This is a genomic window from Rhizobium sp. Root483D2 (genome assembly GCF_001426685.1).
Classification (GTDB): domain Bacteria; phylum Pseudomonadota; class Alphaproteobacteria; order Rhizobiales; family Rhizobiaceae; genus Pararhizobium; species Pararhizobium qamdonense.
The window spans coordinates 40,231-66,768 of record NZ_LMFB01000036.1; the positions used below are offsets into that span (position 1 = coordinate 40,231).

24 protein-coding genes and 3 pseudogenes are annotated in these 26,538 nt (G+C 61.5%); 15 read left to right on the top strand and 12 right to left on the bottom strand.

Translation table 11 applies throughout. The features are described 5' to 3' along the window. Positions 1-11 precede the first annotated feature (11 nt). The 6 genes from ASD32_RS22265 to ASD32_RS22290 form a co-directional block, all read right to left on the bottom strand. Positions 12-1,505 carry a tripartite tricarboxylate transporter permease gene (locus ASD32_RS22265; RefSeq protein ID WP_060640224.1) on the bottom strand — a complete coding sequence of 498 codons (1,494 nt, stop codon included), beginning with the start codon at positions 1,503-1,505 and terminating at the stop codon, positions 12-14. Positions 1,506-1,536: 31 nt separating this feature from the next. Next, the gene (locus ASD32_RS22270; protein WP_082546882.1) at positions 1,537-1,983 is read right to left on the bottom strand and encodes a tripartite tricarboxylate transporter TctB family protein; all 447 of its coding nucleotides are present in this window, start codon (positions 1,981-1,983) and stop codon (positions 1,537-1,539) included. A gap of 20 nt (positions 1,984-2,003) precedes the next feature. Continuing rightward, the gene (locus tag ASD32_RS22275; RefSeq protein ID WP_082546883.1) at positions 2,004-3,512 is read right to left on the bottom strand and encodes an aldehyde dehydrogenase family protein; all 1,509 of its coding nucleotides are present in this window, start codon (positions 3,510-3,512) and stop codon (positions 2,004-2,006) included. A gap of 122 nt (positions 3,513-3,634) precedes the next feature. Beyond that, complete coding sequence (locus ASD32_RS22280; RefSeq protein WP_082546884.1) at positions 3,635-4,789, bottom strand: MFS transporter; 1,155 nt, start codon at positions 4,787-4,789, stop codon at positions 3,635-3,637. Continuing rightward, positions 4,790-5,587, bottom strand: coding sequence for a TIM barrel protein (locus tag ASD32_RS22285; protein WP_162252696.1), 798 nt, complete (start codon positions 5,585-5,587; stop codon positions 4,790-4,792). Positions 5,588-5,611: 24 nt separating this feature from the next. After that, complete coding sequence (locus ASD32_RS22290) at positions 5,612-6,601, bottom strand: tripartite tricarboxylate transporter substrate binding protein (RefSeq protein WP_060640228.1); 990 nt, start codon at positions 6,599-6,601, stop codon at positions 5,612-5,614. Between the two features lie 255 nt (positions 6,602-6,856). Between ASD32_RS22290 and aroQ the strand changes: the two genes are divergently transcribed. From aroQ to ASD32_RS22340, 10 genes are all read left to right on the top strand, one after another. After that, on the top strand, positions 6,857-7,318 hold the full coding sequence (aroQ, locus tag ASD32_RS22295) for a type II 3-dehydroquinate dehydratase (protein ID WP_060640229.1): 462 nt from the start codon (positions 6,857-6,859) through the stop codon (positions 7,316-7,318). A gap of 72 nt (positions 7,319-7,390) precedes the next feature. Further along, positions 7,391-8,446: a Gfo/Idh/MocA family oxidoreductase gene (locus ASD32_RS22300; protein ID WP_060640230.1), complete on the top strand. Its 1,056-nt coding sequence runs from the start codon at positions 7,391-7,393 to the stop codon at positions 8,444-8,446. A gap of 69 nt (positions 8,447-8,515) precedes the next feature. Continuing rightward, positions 8,516-9,457, top strand: a complete 942-nt coding sequence (locus ASD32_RS22305; protein ID WP_060640231.1) for a LysR family transcriptional regulator — start codon at positions 8,516-8,518, stop codon at positions 9,455-9,457. A 171-nt stretch (positions 9,458-9,628) separates the two neighbouring features. Then, positions 9,629-10,081 carry a nuclear transport factor 2 family protein gene (locus ASD32_RS22310; protein WP_060640232.1) on the top strand — a complete coding sequence of 151 codons (453 nt, stop codon included), beginning with the start codon at positions 9,629-9,631 and terminating at the stop codon, positions 10,079-10,081. A gap of 26 nt (positions 10,082-10,107) precedes the next feature. After that, positions 10,108-11,091: a Gfo/Idh/MocA family oxidoreductase gene (locus ASD32_RS22315; RefSeq protein WP_060640233.1), complete on the top strand. Its 984-nt coding sequence runs from the start codon at positions 10,108-10,110 to the stop codon at positions 11,089-11,091. A 71-nt stretch (positions 11,092-11,162) separates the two neighbouring features. Continuing rightward, positions 11,163-12,833: an FAD-dependent oxidoreductase gene (locus ASD32_RS22320; RefSeq protein WP_060640269.1), complete on the top strand. Its 1,671-nt coding sequence runs from the start codon at positions 11,163-11,165 to the stop codon at positions 12,831-12,833. Beyond that, positions 12,830-13,645 carry a TIM barrel protein gene (locus tag ASD32_RS22325; RefSeq protein WP_060640234.1) on the top strand — a complete coding sequence of 272 codons (816 nt, stop codon included), beginning with the start codon at positions 12,830-12,832 and terminating at the stop codon, positions 13,643-13,645. Before ASD32_RS22320 ends, ASD32_RS22325 begins: the two co-directional genes overlap by 4 nt. 10 nt (positions 13,646-13,655) lie before the next feature. Continuing rightward, positions 13,656-14,420 (top strand): SDR family NAD(P)-dependent oxidoreductase, encoded by a 765-nt coding sequence (locus ASD32_RS22330; protein WP_060640235.1) that lies wholly within the window; start codon positions 13,656-13,658, stop codon positions 14,418-14,420. Then, complete coding sequence (locus ASD32_RS22335) at positions 14,417-14,824, top strand: EamA family transporter (RefSeq protein ID WP_156383294.1); 408 nt, start codon at positions 14,417-14,419, stop codon at positions 14,822-14,824. The genes ASD32_RS22330 and ASD32_RS22335 overlap by 4 nt, the downstream gene beginning before the upstream one ends. 132 nt (positions 14,825-14,956) lie before the next feature. Continuing rightward, positions 14,957-15,274, top strand: a complete 318-nt coding sequence (locus ASD32_RS22340; RefSeq protein WP_156383295.1) for a hypothetical protein — start codon at positions 14,957-14,959, stop codon at positions 15,272-15,274. 41 nt (positions 15,275-15,315) lie between these two features. On the opposite strand, the gene ASD32_RS22345 is transcribed toward ASD32_RS22340, so the two are convergent. Next, entirely contained in the window at positions 15,316-16,308 is a 993-nt protein-coding gene (locus ASD32_RS22345; protein WP_082546887.1) for a tripartite tricarboxylate transporter substrate binding protein, read from the bottom strand. Positions 16,309-16,480: 172 nt separating this feature from the next. Between ASD32_RS22345 and ASD32_RS30360 the strand changes: the two are divergent. From ASD32_RS30360 to ASD32_RS22360, 3 pseudogenes are all read left to right on the top strand, one after another. Further along, positions 16,481-16,582: pseudogene (locus tag ASD32_RS30360) on the top strand (DDE-type integrase/transposase/recombinase); the annotation flags it as partial. A gap of 246 nt (positions 16,583-16,828) precedes the next feature. Next, a pseudogene (locus ASD32_RS30795) lies at positions 16,829-17,143 on the top strand (ATP-binding protein); the annotation flags it as partial. Continuing rightward, positions 17,136-17,755 (top strand): annotated as a pseudogene (locus ASD32_RS22360) (response regulator). The pseudogenes ASD32_RS30795 and ASD32_RS22360, both read left to right, overlap by 8 nt. Before the next feature lie 306 nt (positions 17,756-18,061). On the opposite strand, the gene ASD32_RS22365 reads toward ASD32_RS22360, so the two are convergent. From ASD32_RS22365 to ASD32_RS22375, 3 genes are all read right to left on the bottom strand, one after another. After that, complete coding sequence (locus tag ASD32_RS22365; protein WP_060640241.1) at positions 18,062-19,186, bottom strand: FAD-binding oxidoreductase; 1,125 nt, start codon at positions 19,184-19,186, stop codon at positions 18,062-18,064. Positions 19,187-19,279: 93 nt separating this feature from the next. Then, positions 19,280-20,803 (bottom strand): amino acid ABC transporter permease/ATP-binding protein, encoded by a 1,524-nt coding sequence (locus tag ASD32_RS30985; protein ID WP_060640242.1) that lies wholly within the window; start codon positions 20,801-20,803, stop codon positions 19,280-19,282. Between the two features lie 96 nt (positions 20,804-20,899). Continuing rightward, positions 20,900-21,736, bottom strand: coding sequence for an ABC transporter substrate-binding protein (locus ASD32_RS22375; RefSeq protein WP_060640243.1), 837 nt, complete (start codon positions 21,734-21,736; stop codon positions 20,900-20,902). Between the two features lie 239 nt (positions 21,737-21,975). Between ASD32_RS22375 and ASD32_RS22380 the strand changes: the two genes are divergently transcribed. Then, positions 21,976-23,085 carry a LacI family DNA-binding transcriptional regulator gene (locus ASD32_RS22380; RefSeq protein WP_060640244.1) on the top strand — a complete coding sequence of 370 codons (1,110 nt, stop codon included), beginning with the start codon at positions 21,976-21,978 and terminating at the stop codon, positions 23,083-23,085. Between the two features lie 68 nt (positions 23,086-23,153). On the opposite strand, the gene ASD32_RS22385 is transcribed toward ASD32_RS22380, so the two are convergent. Beyond that, positions 23,154-24,155 (bottom strand): SIS domain-containing protein, encoded by a 1,002-nt coding sequence (locus ASD32_RS22385; RefSeq protein WP_060640245.1) that lies wholly within the window; start codon positions 24,153-24,155, stop codon positions 23,154-23,156. Between the two features lie 209 nt (positions 24,156-24,364). On the opposite strand from ASD32_RS22385, the gene ASD32_RS22390 reads away from it, so the two are divergent. Then, positions 24,365-25,207: a PfkB family carbohydrate kinase gene (locus ASD32_RS22390; RefSeq protein ID WP_060640246.1), complete on the top strand. Its 843-nt coding sequence runs from the start codon at positions 24,365-24,367 to the stop codon at positions 25,205-25,207. On the opposite strand, the gene ASD32_RS22395 is transcribed toward ASD32_RS22390, so the two are convergent. After that, entirely contained in the window at positions 25,189-26,295 is a 1,107-nt protein-coding gene (locus ASD32_RS22395; protein WP_060640247.1) for a LacI family DNA-binding transcriptional regulator, read from the bottom strand. The two genes, ASD32_RS22390 and ASD32_RS22395, sit on opposite strands and share 19 nt — an antisense overlap. Between the last annotated feature and the right edge of the window lie 243 nt (positions 26,296-26,538).

A 26,538-nucleotide genomic window follows, 5' to 3' on the forward strand; every position in this document is an offset into this window, starting at 1 on the left:
GGCGGCCGTTTCTATTGCTCGTCGAAAACCTCGCGGTTGCGGCGGAATGTCGGCAAGGCGACGACTGCGATCAGCGCTACAATCAGCAACATGATCGCCAAAGAGATCGGCCTGGTGAAAAATACCGTCGCGTCTCCGCCCGAGATCGCCATGGCGCGCCGCAAATTTTCTTCGGCAAGCGGCCCAAGGATGTAGCCAAGCAGAAGTGGCACCGGTGGAAATCCGAAGGCGACTAAGAGCACACCGGCTCCGGCAAACGCCGACAAGGCCATCAGATCCACCGCGGAAAATTCGAGTGAATAGGCCCCGATGCAGCAAATCGTCAGGATGACCGGAAACAGGATCCGATAGGGCACCCGCAGCAATTGCACCCAGAGCCCGATGAGCGGCAGGTTAATGATCACCAGCATGACGTTTCCGATCAGCATGGAGGCAATCAGGCCCCAAAACAGATCCGGACGGGCGACCATGACCTCCGGCCCCGGCTGGATACCCTGCATGACCATCGCGCCCAGCATCAGAGCCAGCGTTGGCGTGGTGGGAATGCCGAGAGTCAGCAGCGGAATGAACGACGTCTGAGCTGCAGCGTTGTTGGCCGCCTCCGGCGCCGCCAGACCTTCGACGGCTCCCTTGCCGAAAATCTCCGGGGTCTTGGATATCTTCTGCTCGAACATGTAGGCGACAAAGGTGGACAGAACCACGCCGCCGCCGGGCAGGACGCCGAGAAGCGAGCCGATCACCGTGCCGCGTGCCGCCGCGGGAGCGGCCCTTTTGGCCTCTTCGCGTGACGGCCAGAGGCGGCCGATCTTGGCTTGCATGACTTCGCGGCTGTCAGATTTCGAGATGTTCATGATGATCTCCGACAGGCCGAACAGGCCCATCGACAGCGCCACCATGCCGATCCCCTCGCTCAGCTCCGGCAGGCCGAAGGTGAAGCGCGCCGCCCCGGTCTCCACATCCGTGCCGACAGACCCGAGCAGGATCCCGAAACAGGCCATGGCGAGCGCCTTGGACATTTTCGCACCGGAGAAAACCACCGCGGCCATCAGTCCGAGAAGCATCAAGGCGAAATATTCGGGCGCGTTGAACCGCAGCGCGAAACTCGAAAGGATCGGCGCGAACAGCGCGATGACGACGGTCGCGCAAACGCCGGCAAACAGGGAGGAAAGCGCCGCGATGGCCAGCGCCGACCCGGCCCTGCCCTTTCGCGCCATCTGGTGACCGTCGAGAACCGTGACGACGGCAGATGCCTCGCCGGGAAGATTGCACAGGATCGCGGTGGTGGAGCCGCCATATTGGGCGCCATAAAAGATGCCAGCCAGCATGACGAGCGACGACAGCGGATCGAGATAGATCGTCATCGACAACAGCATGGAAATGGTCGCGAGCGGCCCGACGCCCGGCAGGACGCCTATCAGCGTGCCGAGCAGACAGCCGACAAGCGCGAAACCGAGATTCTGCCATGTCCCGGCCAGGCTGAAGCCGTAAAGGATGGTATCTTGCATAGGTGTTCCTCCCAATGCTGCTTCTGTCCGGTCAGAAGGCCGGGATTGCGACTCCGAGGAAGTCGATGAAGATGAAGACGCCCATGGCGGCGAGCCCGACGGGAACCAGCACCAGATCCCAGCCCCATTTGACCGGTTCAGCCATGCGGGCGATCACGGCCGTCACGAGAACGGTGGGCACCATTCCGGCCCATTCGATCATCATCGAAAATACGATCGGGCAGGCGATGACGACGAGGAAAGGCCGCAATTTGGGAAAGTCCGGCACTGCGGACGTGCCCTTCAATCCCTCAATTACGATGACCCCACCGAGTGCGGCAAGGCCGATGGCGGCGCAGACCGGCAAAAAGCCCGGGCCCATCCGGGTCAGCGACCCGAACGTCAATTGCGCACCAATGCCGAGGAAGACGACGGCGACGGCGATCATCGCCCCTCCGGCCACCACGTCCCAGCGGATAGTCTCCAGTCTCGATTGCATGTCGTTCCTCCCCGTTTCCGTCAGACGGCGCGCTTGCCGTAACGAATATGGATGTTCTTTTCCCGCGTGAAACTCAACAATTCCGCAAGGCACTCCTCGCGCCCCAGCCCCGACAGTTTCACGCCGCCAAACGGAGCGCCGAGAAAGTGGCGGCTGACCTCGTTGACCCAGATATAGCCGACATCGACACACGCGGAGATGCGCAACGCGGCGGCAAGATCGTTGGTCCAGATCGCGCATGTCAGGCCCACATCAACCGCATTGACGTCCCGCAGCATCGCAGCTTCGTCCGACCAGGCCAGCACCGACAGGACAGGCCCGAAGATTTCCTCTCGGGCAATGGTCATGTTCTGGGTGACCCCTGTAAAGACCGTGGGCTCGACGAAGAAACCATCCTTGGTGTCGTCGCCGGAAGGCACCTTGCCGCCGGTGACCAGCGTCGCGCCTTCGGCCTTCGCCGTTTCGATATAGCGGAGGATACGCGCGTGTTGCGGAGCAGAAATGATTGCACCCATCGTCGTCGACCAATCCTCGGGCCGGCCGGGACGAAAACGACCGATCTTCTGCAACAGCGCCTCGATGACCCTATCATGCAGCCTTTGGTGCAGAAACGCCCGGCTGGTCGATCCGCAGGATTGTCCGCACCACGCGAAATTCATGCCTGCGATCATCGCATCGGCGACTTCGCCGGGGTCGGCATCGGGGAAGGCGATCAGGGCATTCTTGCCTCCCAGCTCCAGAAGTAGCGGCTTCACACGTTCGGCCGCACTGCGCATCACGCCCTGCCCTGCGCCGACGGATCCGATCAGCGCCACGCTGTCGGTGTGCGGGTGGGCGACCAGCGCCTGACCGGTTTCACGGCCGGCGCCTGTGACGACATTGAAGACCCCCGGCGGCAGGACATCCTCAAGCAATTCGGCAAGGCGAAGCGCGGATAGCGGCGCCTGTTCCGGCGGTTTGAGGACAACCGTGTTGCCTGCGGCCAGAGGTGCGGCCGACTTTCCCGCGGCGAACATGAAAGGATGGTTGAACGGAACGATCCGAGCGACGACACCGAGCGGCTCGCGAACCGATGTGTTCAGGCGGTCGGGGCCCATCGGGATCGACGCGCCTTTCATTTCGGTGACAAGGCCGGCGAAGAAGTCGATCTGCGCGGCGGCAATTGCCGCATCGCCGACCATGGCGGCCGCCGGATTGCCGCAATCTAGCGCATCGAGCAGCGCCAGTTCGCGTGCATTATCGCGAACGACCTGCGCCATGCGACGCAACATCCGGGCGCGCTCCAGAGGTGCCGTGTCCCGCCACCCCGGAAACGCAGTTCGGGCTGCTGCAACGGCGGCGTCGACATCGGCTTCGGACGCGTCCGCAACCGTGCCGAGCGACTGGCCGTTGCCAGGGCTGGTCACGCAGAAGGTGCGGCCGTCTTGCGCATCATGCCAGGCACCGCCGTAAAAGAGGCCACGGCGTTTTGGCAGGACCGAAGCCGGGTCGATTGCCGGCACGTCCTTGATCGCTGTCACATGTCCCATTGGTTTCCTCCTCGTCAGTCTTTCTGAGGTAGGCCAGTCGCGAAGCCTCGTCCAAAACTGCCTGTTTGGTACAGCCATAGCGGAATGGTCTGGCAACGTGCGTGATAGCGACAATGCCCGCGTCAGCGCTTTTGCCGCAAGCCGGCGACGCCGGTCCCGGCTACGGCAAGTCCGAGAAGCAGAAACACGGCGCCGGCCTGCGCCGTTGCGATCAGCCCGGCGATCAAGGGGATGGAGAACTGTCCGACCCGGTTGATCGCAAGCCGCAACCCGAGGCTTGTGGATCGAGCATCCGGTGGGGCGAGGCGCATGGTCAGCGCCACGGATGCCGTGATCGCAAAGCCAAGGCAGACGCCGGAAATCGACAGAGCGACGGCGATGGCGACGGCACCGAGCGGCAAAGCCAGCGCTGCCGTTGCAAGACCGGTTCCCAGCACCGATCCCCACATCAGGACGTTCTGGCCCCATCGCTGCGATGCGCGGGCGTAAACGGCGCGCGCCAGCATTTGCGCGGCGGCAAACAGCGTGAGAACCAGCCCAATCACTGGCGGAGGAACATCCCGTGCGTTGCCGACAACCGGTAGATAGACCAGCGTCAGATCCTGCACCGCGACGCAGAGGCTGCCGCCAACGATGATCCACGGCAGGCCAGGAACACGAATGATGGAACGCAGAGAGGCCGGTGTTTCGACCGGGCGGGGCAGAGCCGCATTTCTGTACAGCAGCAGACTGGTCACGGCACCGGCAACGGCAAGACCCGCAGCGACTAGCGCAAGATTGCGCGACAGTTCGCCGCCCGCCAAAGCTACGATGCTCAGCATCAGCGGCGCGCCGACTTGTCCGACGGCCTGCCAGAGCATGAGACCGCCCACCATCCTCTCGCGATGTGCTTGAAGACGGAGCGCACCGATTTCAGCCTGCAGCGCGGTCAATTGCAGGGTCTGGCCCATGCCCAACAGGGCGGACGCTATGATGAGCCAAAACATGTTGGCGATAGGGAGGGTCATCGCGATGCAACCGCCGGCCATCAAAACCGCGCCAGCGATGGCGGCCGTGCCGCCGCCACGACGATCATTGTGCCGTCCCATGCTGATGGCGAGAAATGCAGGCAGCAGTGCGAAGGCGGAGGAAAGCACGAGAACCTGCGCCGGTGACAACCCGCCTTCTGTTGCCCGATAGCTGGTCGCGATCCGTGCCAGCGGCACGATGAGCTGCGCCAGGAAGGCAACGGCGAGCACGGGACGCGCCAGCCGCCGGACAAGTCCCGGTCTTCGCACCTACTGCGCCGCGAGATCGGTCGTGCGCAGGAAGTCGAGCGTCACCTGTCCTGCCGCCGCTATGCGATCTTCGACAGACCAGTCCTGCTGGTCGCGATGCGGCGCTTCGAGCGAAACAGAGCAATCCTTTGGCAGGAGCGCCAGCATGTCTCGAAGCGGCAGGCCGCCCTGCCCCGGATAAAGCCGCGCCTCGCGGCTCTCTACCATTTTTTCGGCCTCGGTTTCGGGAATCGCTGCCGGCGCGTCGCAGATATGGAAATGCCCGATGATCGAGCGATCGGGCATTGCGACGAGGTCGGCGATGCCGGCGCCGCTGCGACTGAGGTGGACCGCGTCGATCAGCAGCCGCGCATTAGGATGATTGACCTTCGCATGAACCGACAGCGCAGCGGCGAGCGTCTTCATGCCGCGATACGGCATGAATTCCATTGCCATGCGAATGCCGTGGCTAGCCGATGCCTCGGCGAGCCAGCCGTAGTTTTCCGCTAGCCGTCCCAGATCGTCGTCGATTCCGGCAGAGACAATCACGCCCGCGTTCAACGCTGCCGCCGCCTCCAGCGCACGGGCAAAATCGTCGCGCTTGAAGTCGGCCCCGATCCCGAAGGATTCCGCTTCGAAAATCCGGATGCCCTGATCCTCGGCCCGCGCCCGCAGGCTGCGAATGCGCGGCCAGTCGCCGGTGACGGGATATTGGTCCGGCGCGTGGCGCGGCGGAAAGATCCGCAGCCCGACGCCCTCGAAGCCGCCCCTGGCGGCCGCATCGACCATTCGCTCCGGCTCGGCGTTGAGCGCCGTCATGTGAGAAACGCTGATCATGGGGCCTCAGAAGGTAAGATTGGCGTCTTTGATGATCTTGCCGTAGAGCGTGTGGTCGGCATTGAGCTTGACCAGGAAATCCTGCGGCGCCGAGGCGACCGGCATGAGGCCCGCAACCGCCATGCGATCCGTCAGATCTTTGTTCTGATAGCAGTCCGCGATGGCCTTCTGCAGCGCTTGGATGACCTCCGACGGCGTCCCCTTCGGCGCCGAGGCGCTGATCCAGAACGACATCTGGTCGACATCCGCGAGGCCGAATTCCGTCGATGCTGGGACATCTGGCAATTGCGGCGCCCGCTGCGGCGCGCAATTGAGAATGGCCTTCAACTGGCCTGCCTTCACGTAAGGCTCTGCCTGGCCGACTGAGATGAAGGTGCACTGCGCCTGATTGGCGAGAAGATCGGTCATCGCAGGCGCGCCGCCCTTGTACTGGACCGTGTTCAGCTTGATGCCAGCGCGCAGCGAGAGCAGCTCGCCTAGCAAATGATTGACCGACCCGACGCCGGCGCAGGCATGGACCAGCTTGCCGGGTTCTGTCTTGGCCAGCGCCACGAACTCGTCCCATGTATTGGCCGGCGTTTCCTTGCTGACCAGCAGCACATAGCTCGACTGGGTCGCAAGCGTGATGTGATCGAGATCCGTGATCGGATTAAAGGCGAGATCCGGAAAGGCGTAGGATGCCGCCGCCATTGCCGAGGCGGTGCTGAACAGCACGGTGTAGCCGTCGGGCTTGGCATCGACCACTTTCTGCGTGGCGATATTGCCGTTGGCGCCCGTGCGGTTCTCGACAAGGATTGGCGTGCCAAGCTTTTCGGACAGGAAAGGCGACAGGAGCCGAACATAGGCGTCCAGGCCGCCGCCCGCGGGAAAGCCGAGAATGGCCGTGATTGGACGGGCGGGCCATGTTGTGGCGAATGACAGGCGCGGCATGGCAAGCAGTCCGGCTCCGGCGGCAAGGCCACAAAGCAGGTGACGGCGGGTGATCGTGTTGTCCATGGTATCCTCCCGATACGGTCCCGAAGACGGGTTGCAGTCATACTGGCGATCAGCCATGTCCACGACAAATAGCAATTGTCTTCGACAGACCGAAGCAATTTGTCTTGGATCGCAAGCCATCACGCCGACCGCGCCCGATGCAAGGAAAACATATGACAGACAACGGCTTTTAACTCTGGACGGTTTTGGGAGCCCCGCCTATCAAGACCGTCAAGCCGGGCCTGCGCCCGATCAGTCGACAGAGGGAGGAATGCCATGACCCAGCCGAAGATCCTGTGCCTGAACGGGCCAAACCTGAATATGCTGGGTGTCCGCGAACCGGAACTGTACGGTCGCTCGACGCTCGCCGATGTGGAAGCCGCCGTGCGCGCCAAGGCCGAACCTCTCGGCATGGAGATCGATTTCAGGCAGTCGAATTTTGAAGGCGAACTGGTCACCTGGATCCAGCAGGCCCATGGCGTCATCGATGGTGTCATCATCAATCCAGCCGCCTATACCCACACGTCGATCGCCATTGCCGATGCATTGCGGATCCTGACGGTGCCGATCATCGAACTGCATTTCAACAATTCCTATCGCCATGCTGACCGCGCTTTCCGTCATCTGTCGCATGTCCGGCCGGTTGCGACGGGCGTTATTTTCGGCTTTGGCGCTGCCGGCTACATCGTCGCCGTCGAGGCGATGAACAATCTGCTTAACCCGCCCTTCCCCAAGTGAAGACGTGGGTTCGACAGCCTGCGACACCGCGATTGAAACGCGTAACGTCGCCTTTTGCCTTGGAGGATACATATGGGCACTCCCGTCAGGATCGCATTTATCGGCGCCGGTATCATGGGCCGCCATCACCTTGCTGTAGCCGAGCGCAATCCGGAGATCGAGATTGCCGGCGTCGCCGAATTCAATCCTGAGACCCGCGAGACGCTGGCGGCCAAAGGGATCCCCACCTTTGTCGACCACAAGCACATGCTGGCTGCGGTCAAACCAGACGGCGTGGTGATCTCCACCCCTAACGCCTATCACGCGCCGGCCGCAATCGATTGCGTCGAAGCCGGCGCCGTACCCCTGATCGAAAAGCCGGTCGCCGACACGCTGGATGCCGGCCTGCGGCTGCGCGACGCTCTTAAGGGCACCGACCTGCCCGCCCTCGTCGGCCATCACCGCCGTCACAACCCGATCATCGCGGCCGCCGCTGCCCATGTGCAGGCCGGTGGCCTCGGCCGCGTGCTGGCGCTCAACGGCATGTGGCTGCGTCGCAAGCCCGACGAATACTACAAGGAGGCCTGGAAGACGGATCCGGCGCTCGGCGGCGGCACGCTTCTGATCAATGCCATCCACGACGTCGACAGCCTGCGCGCAATCTGCGGCGAGATCGACACCGTGCAGGCAATGACCTCATCGGTCTCCCGCGGCTTTGCGGTGGAGGACACCGCGGCCGTGCTCCTGCGCTTTGAAAGCGGCGCGCTCGGCACATTCGTCATCTCCGACAATGTCGTCGCACCCTGGTGCTGGGAAATGACCTCGCAGGAGGATTCGCGCTTTGCCTGGCAGCCGGAGGATTGCTACGTCATCTGCGGCACGGAAGGCTCATTGTCGGTCCCGACGCTGGAAACCTGGACCAATTCCCCCAATGGCGGTCGCGACGCGACCTTCATCCGCCGCAAGCTTTATCATGTGGAGGCGGAATCGATGGAACTCCAGATGGCCCATTTCGTTCGGGTAATCCGGCGCGAGGAGCCGCCGCTGGTCGGTGTCAATTCGGCACTTGGCACGCTTGCCGCAACGCTCGCAGTCTCCCTGTCGGCAAAACGCGGAACGGCGATCCGCATCGCAGACCTGCTTGCCTGAGCGCCTCTGACGGGGCTTGCTCCGGCATCGCCGCTTGCTTATCCTCGCGCCCAGAGGAGACGATGCGCCATGAATTTGCGTCAGCTACGCTACTTCGCCCAGACGGTCGAAGCGGGAAACATCACCCGCGCGGCCGAACAGCTCTACGTCGCGCAGCCGGCACTCGGCCTGCAGATCCGTCAGCTCGAGGAAGAGCTTGGCGTGCCGCTTCTGATCCGCCATTCGCGCGGCGTTACCGCGACCGAGGCAGGCAAGCTGCTCTACGATCGCGCCCGCGATGTGCTTCGGCAGGTGGATTCTATCAAGCAGGAGGTCATGGCCCATACCAGCACCGCCGCCGAAAGCATCACGCTGGGTCTGACGCCGGGCCTCGGGAAGTTGTTCGGTGCCGGGCTGATGGTACGGGTCCGCGACGACATGCAGGGCGTCAGCCTGAGTGTTGTCGAGGAAATGTCCTTCGTTTTGATCGATGCGATCGAGCGCGACGAGGTCCATCTCGCCTTGGCCTATGAAGTGACCGAACGTCCGGGGCTGGCACGGGTCCCGCTGTTCGACGAGGAATTGCTTTTCGTAACCGCGGATGGATCAGAAACCGGACCTATCGCCCTGCGCGACGTCCTGAAGCAACCCATGGTTCTGGCCGGAGAGCGTGACCATGTTCATCAATTGGTGACGCAGGCGGCGGAGAAACTGGGCATCGAGCCTATCATCGGCTTTGAAGCCTCTTCGGTTAGCATCATGAAATCGCTTGTCGTCGAGGGCTCGGCCGTGAGCATCATGCCCTATGGCAGCGTCATCGGCGAATTGCAGCGCGGCGAGCTGACTGGGCGCAAGATCGAGGACGGACAGCTGGTGCGCACGCTTTACCTCGTTCATTCCTCGCGGCGGGTTCCACTGATCCACGAGGACGAACTGGTCGAACTGATTAAGCTCCATATCCGCAGCGCGCTGCGCAAGGTCGAGCCAATGGTTAACCCGCGCGAGGGACTGGCGCCGAAACTGGTGGATTAGTAACCCCGGTATCTTTCCCGCCAAGCAATCGCGGTTTCGCACGAAAACCGAGACACTATTGGACCCGCGCCATCCGCGCCGCCTAGATAGTCGCAGAGGAGACCACGGCGATTGTAGGCGGACGACGCGATGCGTCGGCCGCAGGCGGCAGCCGTCTTGCGGAGTATATCCATGTTGAACGACTTCATTCCGGCGGAGGACGAGCGCCGGATCCACCGCCTTTACGCGCTATACTGTCACTACTTCAATCATGGAGAGGCCGAAAAATGGGTGGAGCTTTTTGCACCTAATGGCACCTTCACCCGCTTGAACGCGAGCGCTGCGGTTCCCGGCAAGACGGCAAACCCAGCCGGTTCGACGGTCGGGCACGAAGCCCTGCTCGACTTAGCCAGGGGCCGGCGCGAAATGTTCCGCGGGCTGGTGCGTCACCAGCAGACCGACATCGTCCTGACCCCTGGCACGGATGGCGATTATGTCGACGGCATTTCCTTCATCCTGCTGACCGACTGGCGCGAGGGCGCCGGTCTCTTGCGCGCCGTCGGCGATTGCAGGGCCGCTTTCGTGCGGCTGACCGAGGGCTGGCGCTTCCAGTCGATTGAACTGTCTACTTTGCCGCGTTCCTGAGCGGCGTGTTTTAGGAGGAGAAGACCATGAGATTTGCAGTTATCGGATCGCTCGGCTGGGCCGGGTCGCGGCATGTCAACGCACTTGCAGAGATGGGCCATGATATCGTCGCCCTGATCGACCCAGGCGCCGGCTGCGGCGCACAGGCGGAAAAGGTCGGTGCGAAGGCTTTGAGATCCCTCGACGAGTTGGACTTCGACAGCATCGACGCCGCAACGCTTGCCCTGCCGCCGCACCTGCATCCCAACCTGACGCGCCGTCTGGCGCTGGCGGGGAAGCACGTCATGTGCGAAAAGCCGATGGCGCCGGACACGACGGAGGCTCTGGCCCTGGTCGAGTTTGCCCGGACCGTGCCGGTTACTATCATGCCGGGCTACCTTCTGCGAACCAACCCGCATATCAGGGGCTTTCTCGACGCGTTGCGCGGCATGGGCAATCTGCGGCGGGTGCATTTGTCGACCAACGTTCGCAAGCCTTCAATGGCGGGCTGGCGCAGCGCGCCAGTCATTGGCGGCGCGCTTCTCGTTAACGCCATTCACCAGATCGATCTGGCCACATGGTTCGCCGGCGAAAAGCTGACGCCGCGTTTTGCACAGCTCGACAACGTGCATTTCGAGGCGCCGACCGAGGATCTCTTCTTCACCTCGCTCGTTTCGCCGTCCGGTGTCACCGCAACGGTCCTCAGCAGCTGGTCGCCGAACCCGCCGATCTGCGACGACGGCCTGATGATTACCGACGCTGGCCGGCTCCGCATCGAGGCCGAAACGGATGAGGGGTCGATCGTCCTGACCGCCACAGGATATCGCAAGAACGGCGAGGATGTCACGCTTCCGGGCGTCGCCGGTGTCAACCAGTTCATCAAGGAACTGGAGCATTTCGTCGACGCGATCGAGAACGGTACGCCGCTCTGGGTCACGGTCGAGGACAATTACGACGTGCAAAAACTGATCGAGGATTGCCGCGCCGTGGCCATCCCGCCAGCCGGCCGGGTGGCGCAGCGGGTCGCTTGACCATGCTTGGACCCGCAGCGCCAGCCGCTAAGCAGGCAAAAGGTCAGGCCTATTGCCCTTCGGAAACCGATGTGATCGTCATCGGCGCGGGGGCTGCCGGGCTCGCCGCTGCCGTCGCTGCAAAGGAGATGGGACTGGAGGTCGTCATCCTCGAAAAGGAACCTGTCTTCGGCGGCACGTCCGCGCTCTCCGGCGCTGCCATCTGGATCCCGTTGCATGACAAGGACACGAGCGATGACGATGAAGGCAAGGTACTGACCTATCTCGATGCGCTGGCCGACCCCGACGACCGGCCGCGGCGGGAAGCCTTTACACGCAACGCCGGTACGGCACTCGCGTTCTTTCATAAGTGCGGCGCGCTGCGATACACGCCCCGGGTGATTGCGCCGGATTACCATCCGGAGCTTGTCGGCGCCTCGGACACGGGCCGGGTCCTGGATGTCGATATCTTCGACGGCCGGGCGCTCGGACATCGTTTGCGCCAACTTCGACAACCGCTGGCCAGCCATCTCGTCTTCGGCGGGATGATGGTCAACCGGGCGGACGTGCAGACCCTGCTCGGCTTCGGCCGGACCGTCGGTGCAACCCGGCGCGGTCTTTCGCTGCTCGCTCGCTATCTCGGCGACAGGTTGACCGGCTGGCGGCGGGGCACTCGGCTGGTGGTGGGTAGCGCTCTGGTCGGACAGCTGGCGAATGCCGTTTTCAGGCAGCGAATACCGTTACTCCTTGGCGTCGGTGTCCGTCGGTTGACCCTATGCGATGGGCGGGTGACCGGCGCGCAGATCGACATCGATGGCGTTGCGGGTCATCTCCACGCCCGCAGGGCCGTGATTCTTGCAACCGGCGGATTTTCAGGCAATGCGAAAATGTCGCTTGCACATCGAGACCCGAGCGTTCCCCATCTCAGCATGGCAAGCGCCTCGTCCGATGGTGGCGGCATCGCACTGGCGCAGTCGGTCGGCGGCCGGCTGGCCGAGACCGGCTCCAGCACTTTCTTTCGCGCGCCGGTCTCCATTCATCGTCGGCGACAATCGGAAATTGCCCGCATCGCTCATCTGGTGCTAGACCGCGCAAAGCCCGGGGTCATCGCCGTGGACCGCCACGGGCGTCGTTTTACCAACGAAGCCGATTCCTATCATCGCTTCGGCACGGCCCTCAGCCGCCTGAAATCCTTGGCACCGGGCGAACCCACCGCTTGGCTGATATGCGACGCGCGGGCGCTGAAGCGCTATGGGTTGGGGCTTGCGCGGCCGTTCCCCGCCCATCTGGGCAATGGCAAACTGGTCCGCGACGGTTATCTGATCGAAGCACCCACAATCATCGCACTGGCCGGAAAACTGGGTCTGCCGGCCGAACAGTTGGCGGAGACGATCGCGTCTCATGCAGCGGCGGCACGCAACGGCCGGGATCCCGACTTCGGCAAGGGCGACAGTGGCCACAACCGGGCGCTGGGCGATCCCACCATCGTGCCAAATCCCTGTCTTGCACCGATCGATCTGGCACCGTTTTACGCGGTGGCGGTCTACAGCGGCGATCTCGGCACGGCACGCGGGTTGCGCACGGACGCCAACGCCCGTGTGTTGAACAAAGCCGATGCACCGGTCGCCGGCCTTTACGCCATCGGCAACGACATGCACTCAATCATGGGCGGCGCCTATCCCGGCCCAGGCATCACGCTCGGGCCGGCCCTAGTCTTCGCCTGGATCGCCGCTAACGCCATCGCCGAAGGAGACCCGTCATGAACCCTGCCCATCTATCGCTTGCACAGCTTGGCATGAACGACGAGGGACCGATTGCGCTGATCGAGGCCGCGGCCGACGCGGGCTTCGGCGCCGTCGGGCTGCCGCTGCGCTCCGGCGCGTTGCGAAAGCTGAAGGTAGATATCGTGGGGAATGCGCCGCTTGTCCGCGAGATCGTCGCCGCCTGCCGCGACACGGACGTCACTGTCTTCGATGTCGAAGCCTTGGTTCTCGGTCATCTGCCAGAGCCGGAGGCGCTGAAGCAGACCCTTGAAACCGCGGCCATGCTCGGCGCCTCACGCATTTCCTGTCTCGGTTTCGAACCGGACCATGGGCCGGGCGATATCCCGCCGGAAGGCGACGCCGGAAAACTAGCGGAAATCTGCACGCTGGCCGCACAGTTCGGCCTTCGTGTCGGCGTGGAATTCATGGCTTTCCGTTCCATCGGCAGTCTTGCAGCAGCCGTGGACATCGTCGAGCGATCTGGCGCGCAGAATGCCGGCATCGTTCTCGACGCCTTGCATGTGCAGCGAACCGGGGCGGGATCGTCGGATATTGCGGCGCTCAAACCGGGCATCGTTTCCCACCTTCAGATCTGCGACGCCTCCGCCGTGTCGCCGGCGCAAAAAGATCTTGCGGACGAGGCACGCGGTGCACGGCTGCTGCCCGGCGAAGGCGTCGTTCCGCTGGCGGCAATCATTGCCGCCCTACCGCTCGGCACCGCGATGTCGCTCGAAATTCCGGTGGCCGCCCTTGCCGGCATTCCCGTGCGCGAGCGCGCAAGGATCGGCGCGGCCTCGGTCGCATGGCTGTGAAGGAGACATTATGACAGTACCGGCAAAAGTGGCCCTGATCACCGGGGCGGCGCGCGGTCTTGGTTATGCGGCGGCAGAGCGGCTCTCGCTGGACGGTGTCCGCGTGGCGCTTGCCGACATCAACCGGGAAGGCGCGGAGGAAAGCGCTGCCCGCCTTCGCGCAAGCGGCATCGATGCGAGCGGCTACCGGCTGGACGTGGCCGATCCGCAATCGATCAAGGAGGCGGTCGCCGCAGTCGAGCGCGACTTTGGGCGGATCGACATTTTGGTCAACAGCGCCGGCATCCTGCCGCGCGTCAACGGCCGCAATCCCACCGTCGCCGATATGCCGCTCGATATCTGGAACGCTACCCTTGCCGTCAACCTCACTGGCCCGATGCTCATGGCGCAGGCCTGCCTTCCAGCCATGCGCCGCGCAGGCTGGGGGCGAATCATTACCATCTCCTCGCGCTCCGGCCGCATGCGCACCTTCGGCAACGCCCATTATTCCGCCTCGAAAGCCGGCCTTTTCGGACTGTCGCGCATTCTAGCCGGCGAAGTTGGCCCCGAGGGCATCACGGTCAACTGCATTGCCCCGTCGCGGGTCGATACCGAACTGAACCGCGCCCTGCCCGGCAACGAGGCAACGCTGCAGGCGGCGCTGAACGAGACGCCGATGGGGCGCATCGGCAAGCCTGAGGATATCGCGGCCGCAGTCGCCTATCTTGCCTCCGACGCGGCGGGGTTCGTCACCGGCGCCATCCTCGACGTGACCGGCGGATCGTACATGCCGTGAGCATCGTCATGTCCCTCACCCTGCGCGGCGTGCTCGTCGGCTTTGCCGCGCAGTCAATCTTCTCGATCCATGACGCATGCGCGAAGTGGCTGGCCAGCACCTATTCCGTCTATCAGGTGATTTCGATGCAGGCCGTGGTGTCCGGGTCGCTCGTCGCTCTCGCGCTCGTGATCTCCGCCCAGGCCAGCCGGTCGGCGATCAGCGACCCGCGCGGCCTCGCCTTACGCGGAACACTGGCGGCGGCAGGCGCCCTGGCAAGTTTCTACGCCTATTCGGTGCTGCCGCTGGCTGATGTTTACGCGATCATCTTCTGCGCGCCCCTGATGGTAACGGCGGTCAGCGCGCCCCTGCTTGGCGAAAAAATCCTGGGAAAGGAATGGGGCGCGATCGCGCTGGGTTTTTGAGGGATACTGATTGTCATCGATCCGGTAAGACATGCCCTGTCGCTCGGACATGCCGCGGCACTTCTATGCGCCTTCGTCAGCATCACCGTGACGCTGCTGCTGCGTAGCTCGGCCAATCGGGGATCGCGCTTCATGTTGGTCGGCGCCGTCGCGCTCGGCCATTTTCTCGTCGGACTGCCGGGGTTGGTGCTGACGGCCACGCTGCCGGATCCGGCCGATCTGCCGGTCGTCCTTCTCGGTGGCACGGCGATGGCAGGGGCGCAATTCCTGATGGTCCAATCGCTGAGGATGGCACCCGCAGCACTCGTCGCACCCGCCCAGTATCTCAAGCTCGTCTGGGGATTGCTGTTCGGACTGGTTATCTTCGGCGACAGCCGCGCCTGCACATGCTCTTCGGCGCGGCTGTCGTCATTGCTTCCGTGCTCTATCTGCTCGACCGATCACGCCTGAGGCAGTCTTAGACCGGCGGCACGCGCCGGCCGACCCTCAGCCTACTCGATCCGGATACCGCCGGTGTTGACCACTTCGGTCATCACCACGACGTCCTTCTTCATCCGCGCGACAAGATCGTCCGGCTTGCCCGGAACGGCAAAAAGACCGCTGGCGGCAAACCCGTCCTGGACCTTGGCATTCGTCAGGGCCTTCTGCAGCATCCCATTCAGATCTGCTGCGATCTGCGGATCAAGGTCCTTCGGTCCGTGCAGCCCGAACCAGTTGCTGATGCCATCCAGCCCGCTGACGCCTTCCTCCGCGCCTGTCGGCACGTCCGGAAACAGGGCGGTTCTCTCGGATCCGGCCACGAACAGCGGTCGCAGGGCGCCCAACTTGACTTGTTGCGCCAAGACTGCGGCACCAGCGATGCCGAGCTGCGTCTGGTTGGCGAGAAGCTCGGTAAGACGCATTCCTGCATTGGCATACTGGATCACAGTCATTTCCGTGCCCGTCTTCTGTTGGAAAAGCGCACCTGAGAGATGGATTCCCCCGCCTGTTCCAGTGGCGCCAAAACGGACCTTGCCGGGCTCCGATTTGAGCAAGGCGATGAATTCCGCCGTAGACTTTGCCGACACGTCCTTGTGTACCGCGTAGATGAACGCTCCGTCGCAGATCATCCCGATCGGCGACAGGTCATCGACCAAGTTCGGCGGCTTGGTGGCGCTGGCGATATAAGTCGCGACCGCTGCCGAACTGGAGACGAGCAGCGTGTGCCCGTCGGGTCGCGCATTGCCGACAAGGCCTACAGACATGGTAGTCGCGCCGCCCGGTCGGTTCTCCACGGCGACGGGCTGGCCAAGCATGTCGGAGAGCGGCTGCGCGATCAACCGCGCAACGAGATCGTTGCTGCCGGCAGCGGCCGTTCCGACAAACAGCCGCACGGGATGCCTAGCATAGCTTTTTGCCCGTAGGATCGAAGGCGCACCGAGCGTCGCCGCGAGCAACGCCGCGGCGCCCAGAAATCCCCGTCGTGTCACTGATCGTTTCTGCATGTTACTCCTCCCTGAAGGTTGCTGGCCACGCTGATCAATTCGCAGATCTCGCCCTCCCGGAACTCGCGGCTAACATCAGGTTGATCGCAGGTGTTGTGACAAGTCTAATACCAATTATCTTCAGCTGCTGAACGCTACATGCTTGGCGCCAACATTCATTTCTTCTACGCACATTGTCGGCAAGAAACATGGGTTGTGGCGGGCACTCGACCAGGATGGCTTCGTTCTTGACGTGCTGTTTCAAAGCCGCCGCAATACCAAGGTCGTCAAACGTCAATCCGCCGCAGAGCGAGTTGTGCACGATGGCCACCGTGCGGGCGCGATTGTCGCCAGCATTCGCGCCATGGCTCAGCGATCTCCGGTGCGGATGGAGAGAACCGACGTGGGTAGGGTGCTACAGGATGTCTTGTTCCTAATGCGAAAAGAGTTGCATTCAAGAGGCTTGCAGTTCGTCACGGATATGACGACCGGCCCTGTTCATGTGCTGGGAGATCGTGCGCAGCTATAGCAAGTTCTCCTCAACCTGATCATGAATAGTGCTGAAGCCATGCATCCTGATGAGAGGGCGGTCATCACTGTCAGGTGTGTGAGAAGAACCGGTGGCGACATTGAAGTCAGTGTTTCCGACACAGGACACGGAATATCCCCTGACGAGCTCGACCGATTATTCGAGGCGTTCTACACCACAAAATCGGACGGGATTGGAATGGGGCTTTCGATCTGCCGATCTATCGTGGAAGCGCATGGCGGCCGCATTTGGGCTGGAAGCAACCAGCCCAGGGGCGCGTCAATTATGTTCACGCTGCCCAGCCTCGAGGAGACAGCCGTTGATTGATGACAGGATGAATCGGCGCCCCGCGGTTATCGTCATCGATGACGATCACAGCGTCCAGGAAGCTCTGGAGGGGCTGTTTGAGTCTGTAGGACTTAGCGCCGAGACACACGGCTCTGTGAAGGAGTTTATTGCCGCAGACGATCCCGAAAAAGCGGGATGCATCGTCCTCGATATCCGCCTTCCCGGGCAAAGCGGGTTGGTGTCTCAGGAAGCGTTGTCTCAAAGCGACTTGCCCAGGTCTGTCGTTCTAATAAGCGCTCACGTCGATGTGCCCATGGTCGTGCGGGCAATGAAGGCTGGCGCCATCGACGTATTGAGCAAACCTGTTCGTAAACAAGATTTGCTTGAAGCCGTAAACCGCGCCATTGCAAATGATGCAGCTCGCCGAGAGGAAAGTACCTCGAAGACTTCGGCCCGGACGACGTATAAGTCTCTAACCGAACGTGAACGCCAGATTCTAACCCTAGTCATCGCCGGCAGGCTCAACAAACAAATCGTGGCCGAATTACACTCGCGGAGCCAACCGTGAAACTTCACAGGGGTCACATGATGCGGAACATGAAGGCGACCTCGGTCGCTCACCTCGTCAAAATGACTGACGCACTTTTGTAGGCTCCGCTAAGCGGCAACCTGCGGTACACTTGAGCAGGTTTTATATACTCTGAAGGTTCTGAACAGTCGGGCTGCCTAAAGCGCGGAACTAATTTCCGCTTGAGGTGCTTTGACTTTCTCGCACGCCTGGAAGGGATTTGAATTTGCGACACCGCGAGTTTTCAAGGTCTTGCAAGAACCGTCCCTATCGCCTTGAATATAGTCCTTCAGTCGTTCTATTTTCCAAGATCGACAATCGGCATTCTGAGGCAACCGGCTTAACAGCCGCCTCAGAAAGGCATGATTGCCCCCAGTGATCCCTTGTCTTTAGGAAAAGCGTGCCGGACGAAATCGCGCGAGCAAGGGGTGCTCCGTGCCATTGGCGATTTCACCAGCCAGGAGTTCTCCGGCAATGAGGCCGAGGGTTGCTCCGCTGTGACTAAAAGCAACGTAGTAGCCCTCTATATCCTTCAGCTGGCCGAACACAGGTTCGCCGTCGCCGGGAATCGGCTTCGGCCCGACGCCATAACTCGCGAATTCGAGCTTTGGATTGCCTTCGAGGATTTTCGAGGCCTCATCGAGAAGACCCTGAATCGTCGAATCCCAGACCTCGTAGGTTCCGTCCGCCTTGACGACGACCTCTTCTTCCGACCAAGCGGAATCGAGTGCCAGTGCGCCATCCGGCGTTGGGCGGATCGCGACACGGGGGGTGTTGAGCACGGCCTTTAGCGGAAGGTTCATAGCCTTGGTGCGCACGAGAAGCGCAATTGGGGTCGCGTCTGCGATATGCTGTCCGATTTCGGCAACCATGCCCGGCACGGCGCCTCCGGTTGCCAGAAGAACCGCATCAGCGTCGAAACGCCGACCGCTGGTTGTTTCTACTCCAGTTGCACGACCGTCCTTGATCGTGACCAGGGCGCGGCCGGCATCGGTGACAATCGTTCCTCCACGTTCGGTGAACTCCGCACCCAGAATCTTGATCAGCGAAGGGAGATCGACCCATCCTTCGCCGGGATTGAAGATCGCCCCCTGCGGCGTGACCGTGCTCGCATCGATACCCGGCGTGACTGAAGCGATCTCTCCGGCGGACAAAAACAGCGCGTCGTAAGCGAGGTCCTGCTCATGGGCGAAAACGGCGGCAATCTCGTTGGACGCATCGTCGGCATCCCAGGTGAGGCCGCCATCGAACCGCAGCCAGTCGGCATCCGGATATTTCACAGAAAGCGTCCGGTAGCGATCGATGCCGACCATGCGCAGTTGCTGATATTCCGGCGAGCGCTTGCGGGAACTGTTGATCCAGGCGAGCGAACGTCCCGACGCGCCGCCAGCCAGCGGACCGTCGTTGACAAGCGTTGTGGCGATGCCGCGCCGCGCAAGATGGACGGCGGTGGAAACCCCGAAGATGCCGCCGCCGACGACGACGACCGTTGAGATGGAGGAAAATGATGCCATGATAGTATCTCTCACTGGATGGACATTGAATTATGTCGCACGGAGCTGACTGATCACAGCAGCACGAGCGCGACGAACAGAAGAAAGCCCCGGCTACAGCACTTCGGCGAGGAAGTGTTTCAAACGGTCGCTTTGCGGATTGTCGAAGATGGCAGCCGGCGTGCCGGCCTCGATGACCCGGCCTTCATCCATGAACACCACCTGATCGGCGACCTTGCGGGCAAAGCCCATCTCATGCGTAACGATCACCATGGTCATGCCGCGCCGGCCGAGATCGGCCATAAGATTGAGGACACCCTTCACCAGTTCCGGATCGAGCGCGCTCGTCACTTCGTCGAACAGGATGACTTCCGGATCCATGGCAAGCGCGCGGGCGATCGCCACGCGCTGCTGCTGGCCGCCGGAAAGCCCGCCCGGACGATGATGAGCGCGGGCGGCAAGCCCGACATCCGCGAGCCGCGCTTCTGCAATCCGCTCAGCCTCCTGCTTCGGCATGCCCTTGATCTTGGTCAGCGACAGCATGACGTTTTCGAGCGCCGTATGATCCGGAAACAGGTTGAAATGCTGGAACACCATGCCGACCCTGCGGCGCAGTTTTTCCGGCTTCATGGCCAGGATGCTGTCGCCGTCGAGCAGTACGTCTCCACCCTTGGGTTCTACCAACCTGTTGAGGCAGCGCAGCAACGTCGATTTGCCGGATCCGGAGGGACCGATGACACAGGTGACCGTACCCGGCTTTACCGCCAAGTCGACGCCCTTCAGGACCTGAAGTTCGCCATAGGCCATGTCGAGCTTGCCGATTGCCAGGCTGCCGCCCTTGAAGTGCACCTGTGCCGGCGCTTCGGCCACCGAAGGTGTACCGACAGCGAGTTCGCTCACCTCGGCGAGGCCGCTGGTCAGCGTGCTTGCCTTGTGTTTGCCCAGCCTCAATGTGTTGTCGATGTAATTGACCACATGGGTCAAAGGCACGGTAATGACGAGATAGAACACGCCAGCGAGAAGAAGCGGCGAAAGATTGCCGGTCACGACGGCCTGATCCTGGCCGACGCGGAAAATTTCGCGTTCGGAGGCCAGAAGCCCGAGGAAATACACAAGGCTCGAATCCTTGACATTGCCGATGAATTGGTTGACCAGCGCCGGCAGCACGCGCCGTATGCCTTGCGGGATGATGATCAGACGCATGCCCTGCCCGTAGCTCATGCTCAGCGCCCGGCAGGCTTCCATCTGACCGCGTTCCACGCTCTGGATGCCGGAACGGAAGATCTCGCCAATATAGGCTCCGGCAATCAGGCTGAGGGCCAGGATACCAAGCGGATAGGGTGATGACCCAAAAAGCTCGCGGCCGATGCGGGCAAAGCCTTGCCCGATCAAAAGAATTGTGACGATGGCCGGCAGGCCGCGAAAGATGTCGGTATAGATCCGTGCCGGAATACGCAGCCAGCGCGATGGCGAAATGCTCATGACGGCCAGCACCATGCCGAGAACCACGCCCAGAACCGTGGAAGCCGCTGCCAGAATCAGCGTGTTCTTTAGGCCGATAGTGATCATGCTCGGCAAGACATCCGCCATTGCCTGCCAGTCGAGAAAGCTTCGGCGCAGGTTTTCAAGCCAGTTCATGCTGTCCCCTTTTCGATTTGCGCTGGCTGCCGTTCGTTCTGAGGCATTTCAGCGTGTCGTTCGGCCACCGGCAAAGATCGCCGGTGGCCGTTGCGGTCACTTCTTGGGGAGATATTCATCCGGCATCGGCGAACCTGGGAACCACTTTTCGTAAAGCGTCTTCCAAGTACCGTCCTGCATGGCGGCATGTAGCGCGGTGTTCAGCGCTTCACGCAGCTTATCGTTGCCTTTGCGCAAGACGAAGCCCGCAGGAGCATCGAAGGACGGAATGTTCGCGGCGATTTTCAGATCCGGGTAACGGACACCATACTCCTTTGCGGCCTCATAATCGAGGAAATGCGCATCGACGGTGCCGTTGTTCAGGCCCGAGACAGCCGAGTTGTTGTCAGGAAACCTGACGAGATCCGTGCCGGTGAAGTTCTTCGTTGCATAGATTTCCTGCAGCGTACCTTGCACGACGCCGAGACGCTTTCCTTTGAGGCCGGCCGCATCGGTGATCGCCTTATCGGCCGTCAGCACCGAAAGATAACCGGCAAGGTACCCATCGGAGAAATCGACCGTCTTCTTGCGCGCCTCCGTCGTGCCGATGGCGGCGACGGCAACGTCGAAACGTTCGTTGGCGACGGATGGCATCAGCGCTGAAAACTCCTGGCCTGTGAAGATCACCTGTTCCGGCGTGAAGCCGAGGCGACCTGCGACGTTCAGGAAGAACTCGATGTCGAAACCTGTGAACGTCCCATCGGCCTGCGTGAACGTATAGGGCTTAGCATCACCCATCGTACCGACGCTGATGACCTTGGCGTCGATCAAGCCATAGGGGTTGTCATCGGCGGCAATGGCCTGGGGACTGAAGCCTGCGCATGCGACCAAAAGAGCCATTGCACCGTTCCGGACCGGCGACATCAACGACTTGAGAATTCCTATCTTGCTCATGTCTTCTCTCCACTCTGAAGGACTGTTCTTTTTCGGCATTCAAGAGAAAGCGGCGAATTTCCACCGCCCTGTAGAGGCCCCAGCGGCGGCATTCACAGGATTGACGAAGGTCGTAGCCGTTTCTTTCCAAGCTCATTTCTTTAAAAGAGACCGGTCTCATATTGATTGAGACCGGTCTCAGTGATAATTGTTAGCGTGACATTGACCTTGCGTCAACAACTCTTGTAGTCCTTGCCGAGATGAAAAAAACAACCACCAAATCCCGTTCCGTCACCGTCAGCGATGTAGCCAAAGAGGCAAATGTCTCAAAGGCGACGGCAGCACGCGTCCTCGGCGGCTACGGCACCGTCAGCGACAAGGTGCATGAAGACGTCCTGGCGGCGGCCAAAGCCCTGGACTACCGGCCAAATGAGCTCGCCCGCAGCATGACGACCGGCAAGTCCGGCATCATCGGCGTCGTGGTCGGCGATATCGAAAATCCCTTCTTCAGCCTTGCCGTGCGCGGCATCAGCGACGCGGCACGGGCCGCAGGGTTCAACGTCATCCTTGCCAATTCCAGCGAACAGATCGAAGTGGAGAAAGCGGCGGTCCGACTGCTGATCGGCAAGCGCGTCGACGGGCTCATTGTTACACCATCTGAATCGCGCGATGTGTCGCACCTACGCGACATCCATCGCTCGGGCAGGCCGCTCGCCCTGCTCGACCGCGCCCTGCCCGATCTGGATGTCGATACGGTCACCGTCGATGACCGCGACGTCGCCATGCGTGCGACCCGGTTATTCGTCGATGCTGGTCATCGCGATATCGCCTATGTCACCGCCGTCGATGCGGAGGGACATGAATTTCGCGATCCGACGCAGATCTACACCTCATCGGTGCGCGAGCGTATCGAGGGCTTTCTCGCAGTCTGCCACGATGCCGGCATCAACGATCCCAAACGCCATATCCGGCTCGGCGCGACCAGCCCCGAGGAGACGCGCCGGATCGCGACGAGGCTGCTCTCGACGCCCGACCGGCCGACTGCCATCCTCGCCTCCGACAGCCTGATCGGGCTGGAGATCGTCAAAGTCATCCAGGCGGTTGGCCTGAGCATGCCTGAAGATATTTCGCTGATCACCTTCCACGATGCCGATTGGACGAGCGTCACCAGTCCACCGATCACCGTCGTCGATCAGCCGGTCTATGCGCTTGGCAAAAGTGTCGCGGAACTGCTGATCCGCCGCCTGAAAGGCGAAACGCGACCACCCGAACGGCTGGTACTCCCGACATCGATCATCGAACGCGGCTCCGTTGGGCCACCTTTCAACAACGTCGCCGGGAGCAGCCAAACGGAGCCGTCCTCGGACTAAAAAACGCAGGCCACTGGATCAGCACTTGGGAGACATCCGGCAGACAGGTCGCCTGCCGGATTCTGCGATCAGTAGTCGTTGATCTTCTTCATATAGCGGCGGGCTTCCAGCATGGTCTGGTTTCGGTGCGCCGCCAGCTTGTAGGCGAACTTCCAGAGGGCGTCGAAGAAAATAAGGGGTACGAGATAACCCTGGAATTGTTTGTCGATACCGGCGAGATCCAAATCTTTGGCGTCTAGCACCAGGATGTTGTCCTTATCACCGAAGCGATAGAGGAAATCGCGCGCCCGCTCTTCCAAACGGCGGGTCTCGTCGAGGCCGATCATCGTGATGAAGCAGGCATTCTTGTCGACGACTTCGAACGGTCCGTGGAAGAATTCGTTGGCATGGATCGCCTGCGAATTGATCCACTGCATTTCCATCAAGACGCAGATTGCGAAGGAATAGGCGGCCCCATAGTTCGCGCCGCTCGCTGTCGTGTAGATCACATCGCGATCCTTGAAACGATCTGCGAAGGTCGTGAACAGATCTGCATACTGTACATGCGCTTTTTCGATGGCAGGCTGCAAGTTGCCGAGGCTCTTTAGCAGGGACGGCAGATGGTCGGCTCCATCGGAAATCTTTACCAGGCCGGCAAGCAACATGTAGAGCACGCCGTAATTGCTGTTGGCGGCATCGATGGCAACGCCTGTCGTGTAGGACGCCTGGTATTGCAGCACGAAATCCGCCGCATCGGCGAGTGGCGACGCGGGATCGAGCGTCATGGCGATCACGGTTGCGCCCTTTGCCTTGGCGTGTTTGGCGGCGCGCGCAGTCTCGCCCGTTGTTCCCGTCTGCGAGCACAGGATGACGATGGCATGGTCATCCAGTTTCATCGGGTCACGGCAGACGAATTCATCGCCGTTGTAGACATCCGATGTAATGGTTCTGGAATGGCGATCTAGAAAATATTTGCCGGGATGCATGATCGAGAGCGAACCACCGCAAGCGACGAGAAAGACTTGGGAAACAGGTCTTTTTGCCAGCGCTTCGAGCGCCTTGGCGATATCTGGATTAATGGCAGTCTTCATTGTTTCCTCGTGTGTCTTTGCGCCGTCAAGGCGCTGTGAATGAAATCCCGCTGCCAAGCAACTTCCATACCCAGGCACGATTTGGAGCGCAGCCGGAGGCCGTTTTTCAGCCCCGGCATTCCTACCAATCGTCCCGATCATCGTCTGCGTTGACAGCTTTTCTCCAATGTGCGAACGTTCTCACAACTTGTCAATCGGAAAGACTACAGATGATCAAAATAGCTGCGATGGGAGACAATGTCGTTGATTGCTACATTTCAAATGGCACGATGTTCCCCGGTGGAAACTGCCTCAACGTTTCCGTGTTCATCCGCCGCTTTGGCGGACATTCAGCCTATATCGGAGCCATTGGTCCGGACACAGCCGGCAAGGTGATAGAGACAGCGCTCCTCAATGAGGGCGTGGACCTGACGCGGCTGCGTATCCTTGACGGACCAACCGCCTATTGCATCATCGGCCACCGCGATGCCGACCGCGTCTTCGTGCGCGCCGATCTCGGCGTGTCGATGTTTTCACCGGTCGATGACGATATCGCCTTCCTCAAGGATTTCGCGGCCGTGCATATCGGGCAATCAAGCGGGCTGGACACCTATGTTGCGTCGGCGGCGGAACATACATTGTTGTCCTATGACTTCTCGACTCGCCGCGATCCGGATCATCGCCGTGCGATTGCCCCCCTTTGCTTCCTGGCATCGGTCTCCGGCGGCGATCTTGCGCGTGACGAGGCACTGGCCGTGGCAGCCGAACTGCGTGAAGGTGGGGCCGGATGGGTTCTGGTGACACGCGGTAGCAAAGGCGCGATGCTTCTCGGAGCAGAAGGCCTGTTCGAGGTTCCAGCATCCCCCGCTGAACTGGTCGATACGCTTGGTGCCGGCGACACCTTCATCGCGCGCACTCTCTACGGGCTGGTCGCCGGCGAGACGCCTCCGGTTCTGCTGTCGCAAGCCGCAGCCGCAGCCGCCGAGACCTGCCGCTACTTCGGAGCCGTCGGCTATGGCGCGCCGATCGTGCTGTCGGGCGATGTGCCGGAGCTTCAGGCCCTTTTGGCCTGAGGTTCCGTGACCGAGCCGCGCAGTGCCAGCGTGTGCTTCAGAACTTGATGCTGTTCTTCGCCGCCTTCCCCACTGATGCGCGCAAGAATAAGCCGGGCGGCGGCCTCCCCCATTTCCGTCAGGGGCTGGGCGATCGCCGTAATGCCCGGCTTCAGGAAGCTCATCCAGTCGAGGTCATCGAAACAGATCAATGACAGGTCAGTTGGAATCTGCAGGTCGAGCGTGGTGATCGCATCCATCGCCACAGCCGACATCAGTCCGTCTGCGGTAAACAGCGCTGTTGGCCTGTCGGCGCGGGATAGGAGTTCCATCGTTGCCGTTCTCGCCGCTTTCACGGAATAGGTGCCCACCCGGCCGATCAGGCTGCGGTCAATGGAAAGCCCGCCCGCCCGGTGCGCCTCAATATACCCGAATAGACGCTGCCAGCTGGGAAAAAGGCTGGCAGGATCGATCGATCCTTCGATAACGCGATCGATGAAGCTTTCCGTGTCGCCGAATTCCCAGCGCTCCAGCTCGGCCACCATGCCGATCCGCCGATGGCCTGCTGCCAGCAATTGCGCAATGCTCTCGCTTGCCGCGCCGCGGTTATCGAGCGTCACGGAATCGGCGGAAAGCCCGTTGACGCGCCGGTCGATCTGGACGATTGGGCAGCCCGAGGCTGCGGCCGCATGGAGATGCTGCGAGCCGGACGTGTCGCAGGGCGCAACGATCAGACCGTCGATCTGTTTCTCAAGCAGCAGCTGCACGGCCTCGATCTCGCGGTCGAGCAGCTCGTCGCTGTTCGTAAGGAGCACGCCGAAGCCTTGCGCGCGGGCAACGTCAGCGATGCCGCGCAAGATGCTCGCGTAGAACGGGCTCTGTATATCGCCCGCAACGACGCCGATCGTCTTGGTCTTGCCCGTAATAAGGCTTCGGGCGAGAAGGTTGGGACGGTAGCCTAATGCCTCGGCGCTGCGTCTCACCTTTTCCTTGTTTTCCTCGCTTGTATACCCGTACCCCCCCAGAACGCGGCCCGCCGTTGCGGTGCTCACCCCGGCCTGCTTGGCAACTTCGGTGATCGTGACTTTGTCAGCACGCTTGTCTGCCATTACGCTTCCCCGGAACTCGACTGCTTGAACACTTTAGGCCCTGAAAATCGGCCGGGCCCCGGCGAGAGCGAAGACGACGGACGCGATCGCTCCGTGCCGGATACAACGCCAAGCCCATATTTGACAGGCCTTTCCGTTCGTTTTTGCAGCTGAATTGCCATTCGCGAACTTTCTCACTTGACGGAAGCGAAAAACGGATGCTTCTATTGTGAGAACGTTCGCACAATTAGAACACCGGTTCAA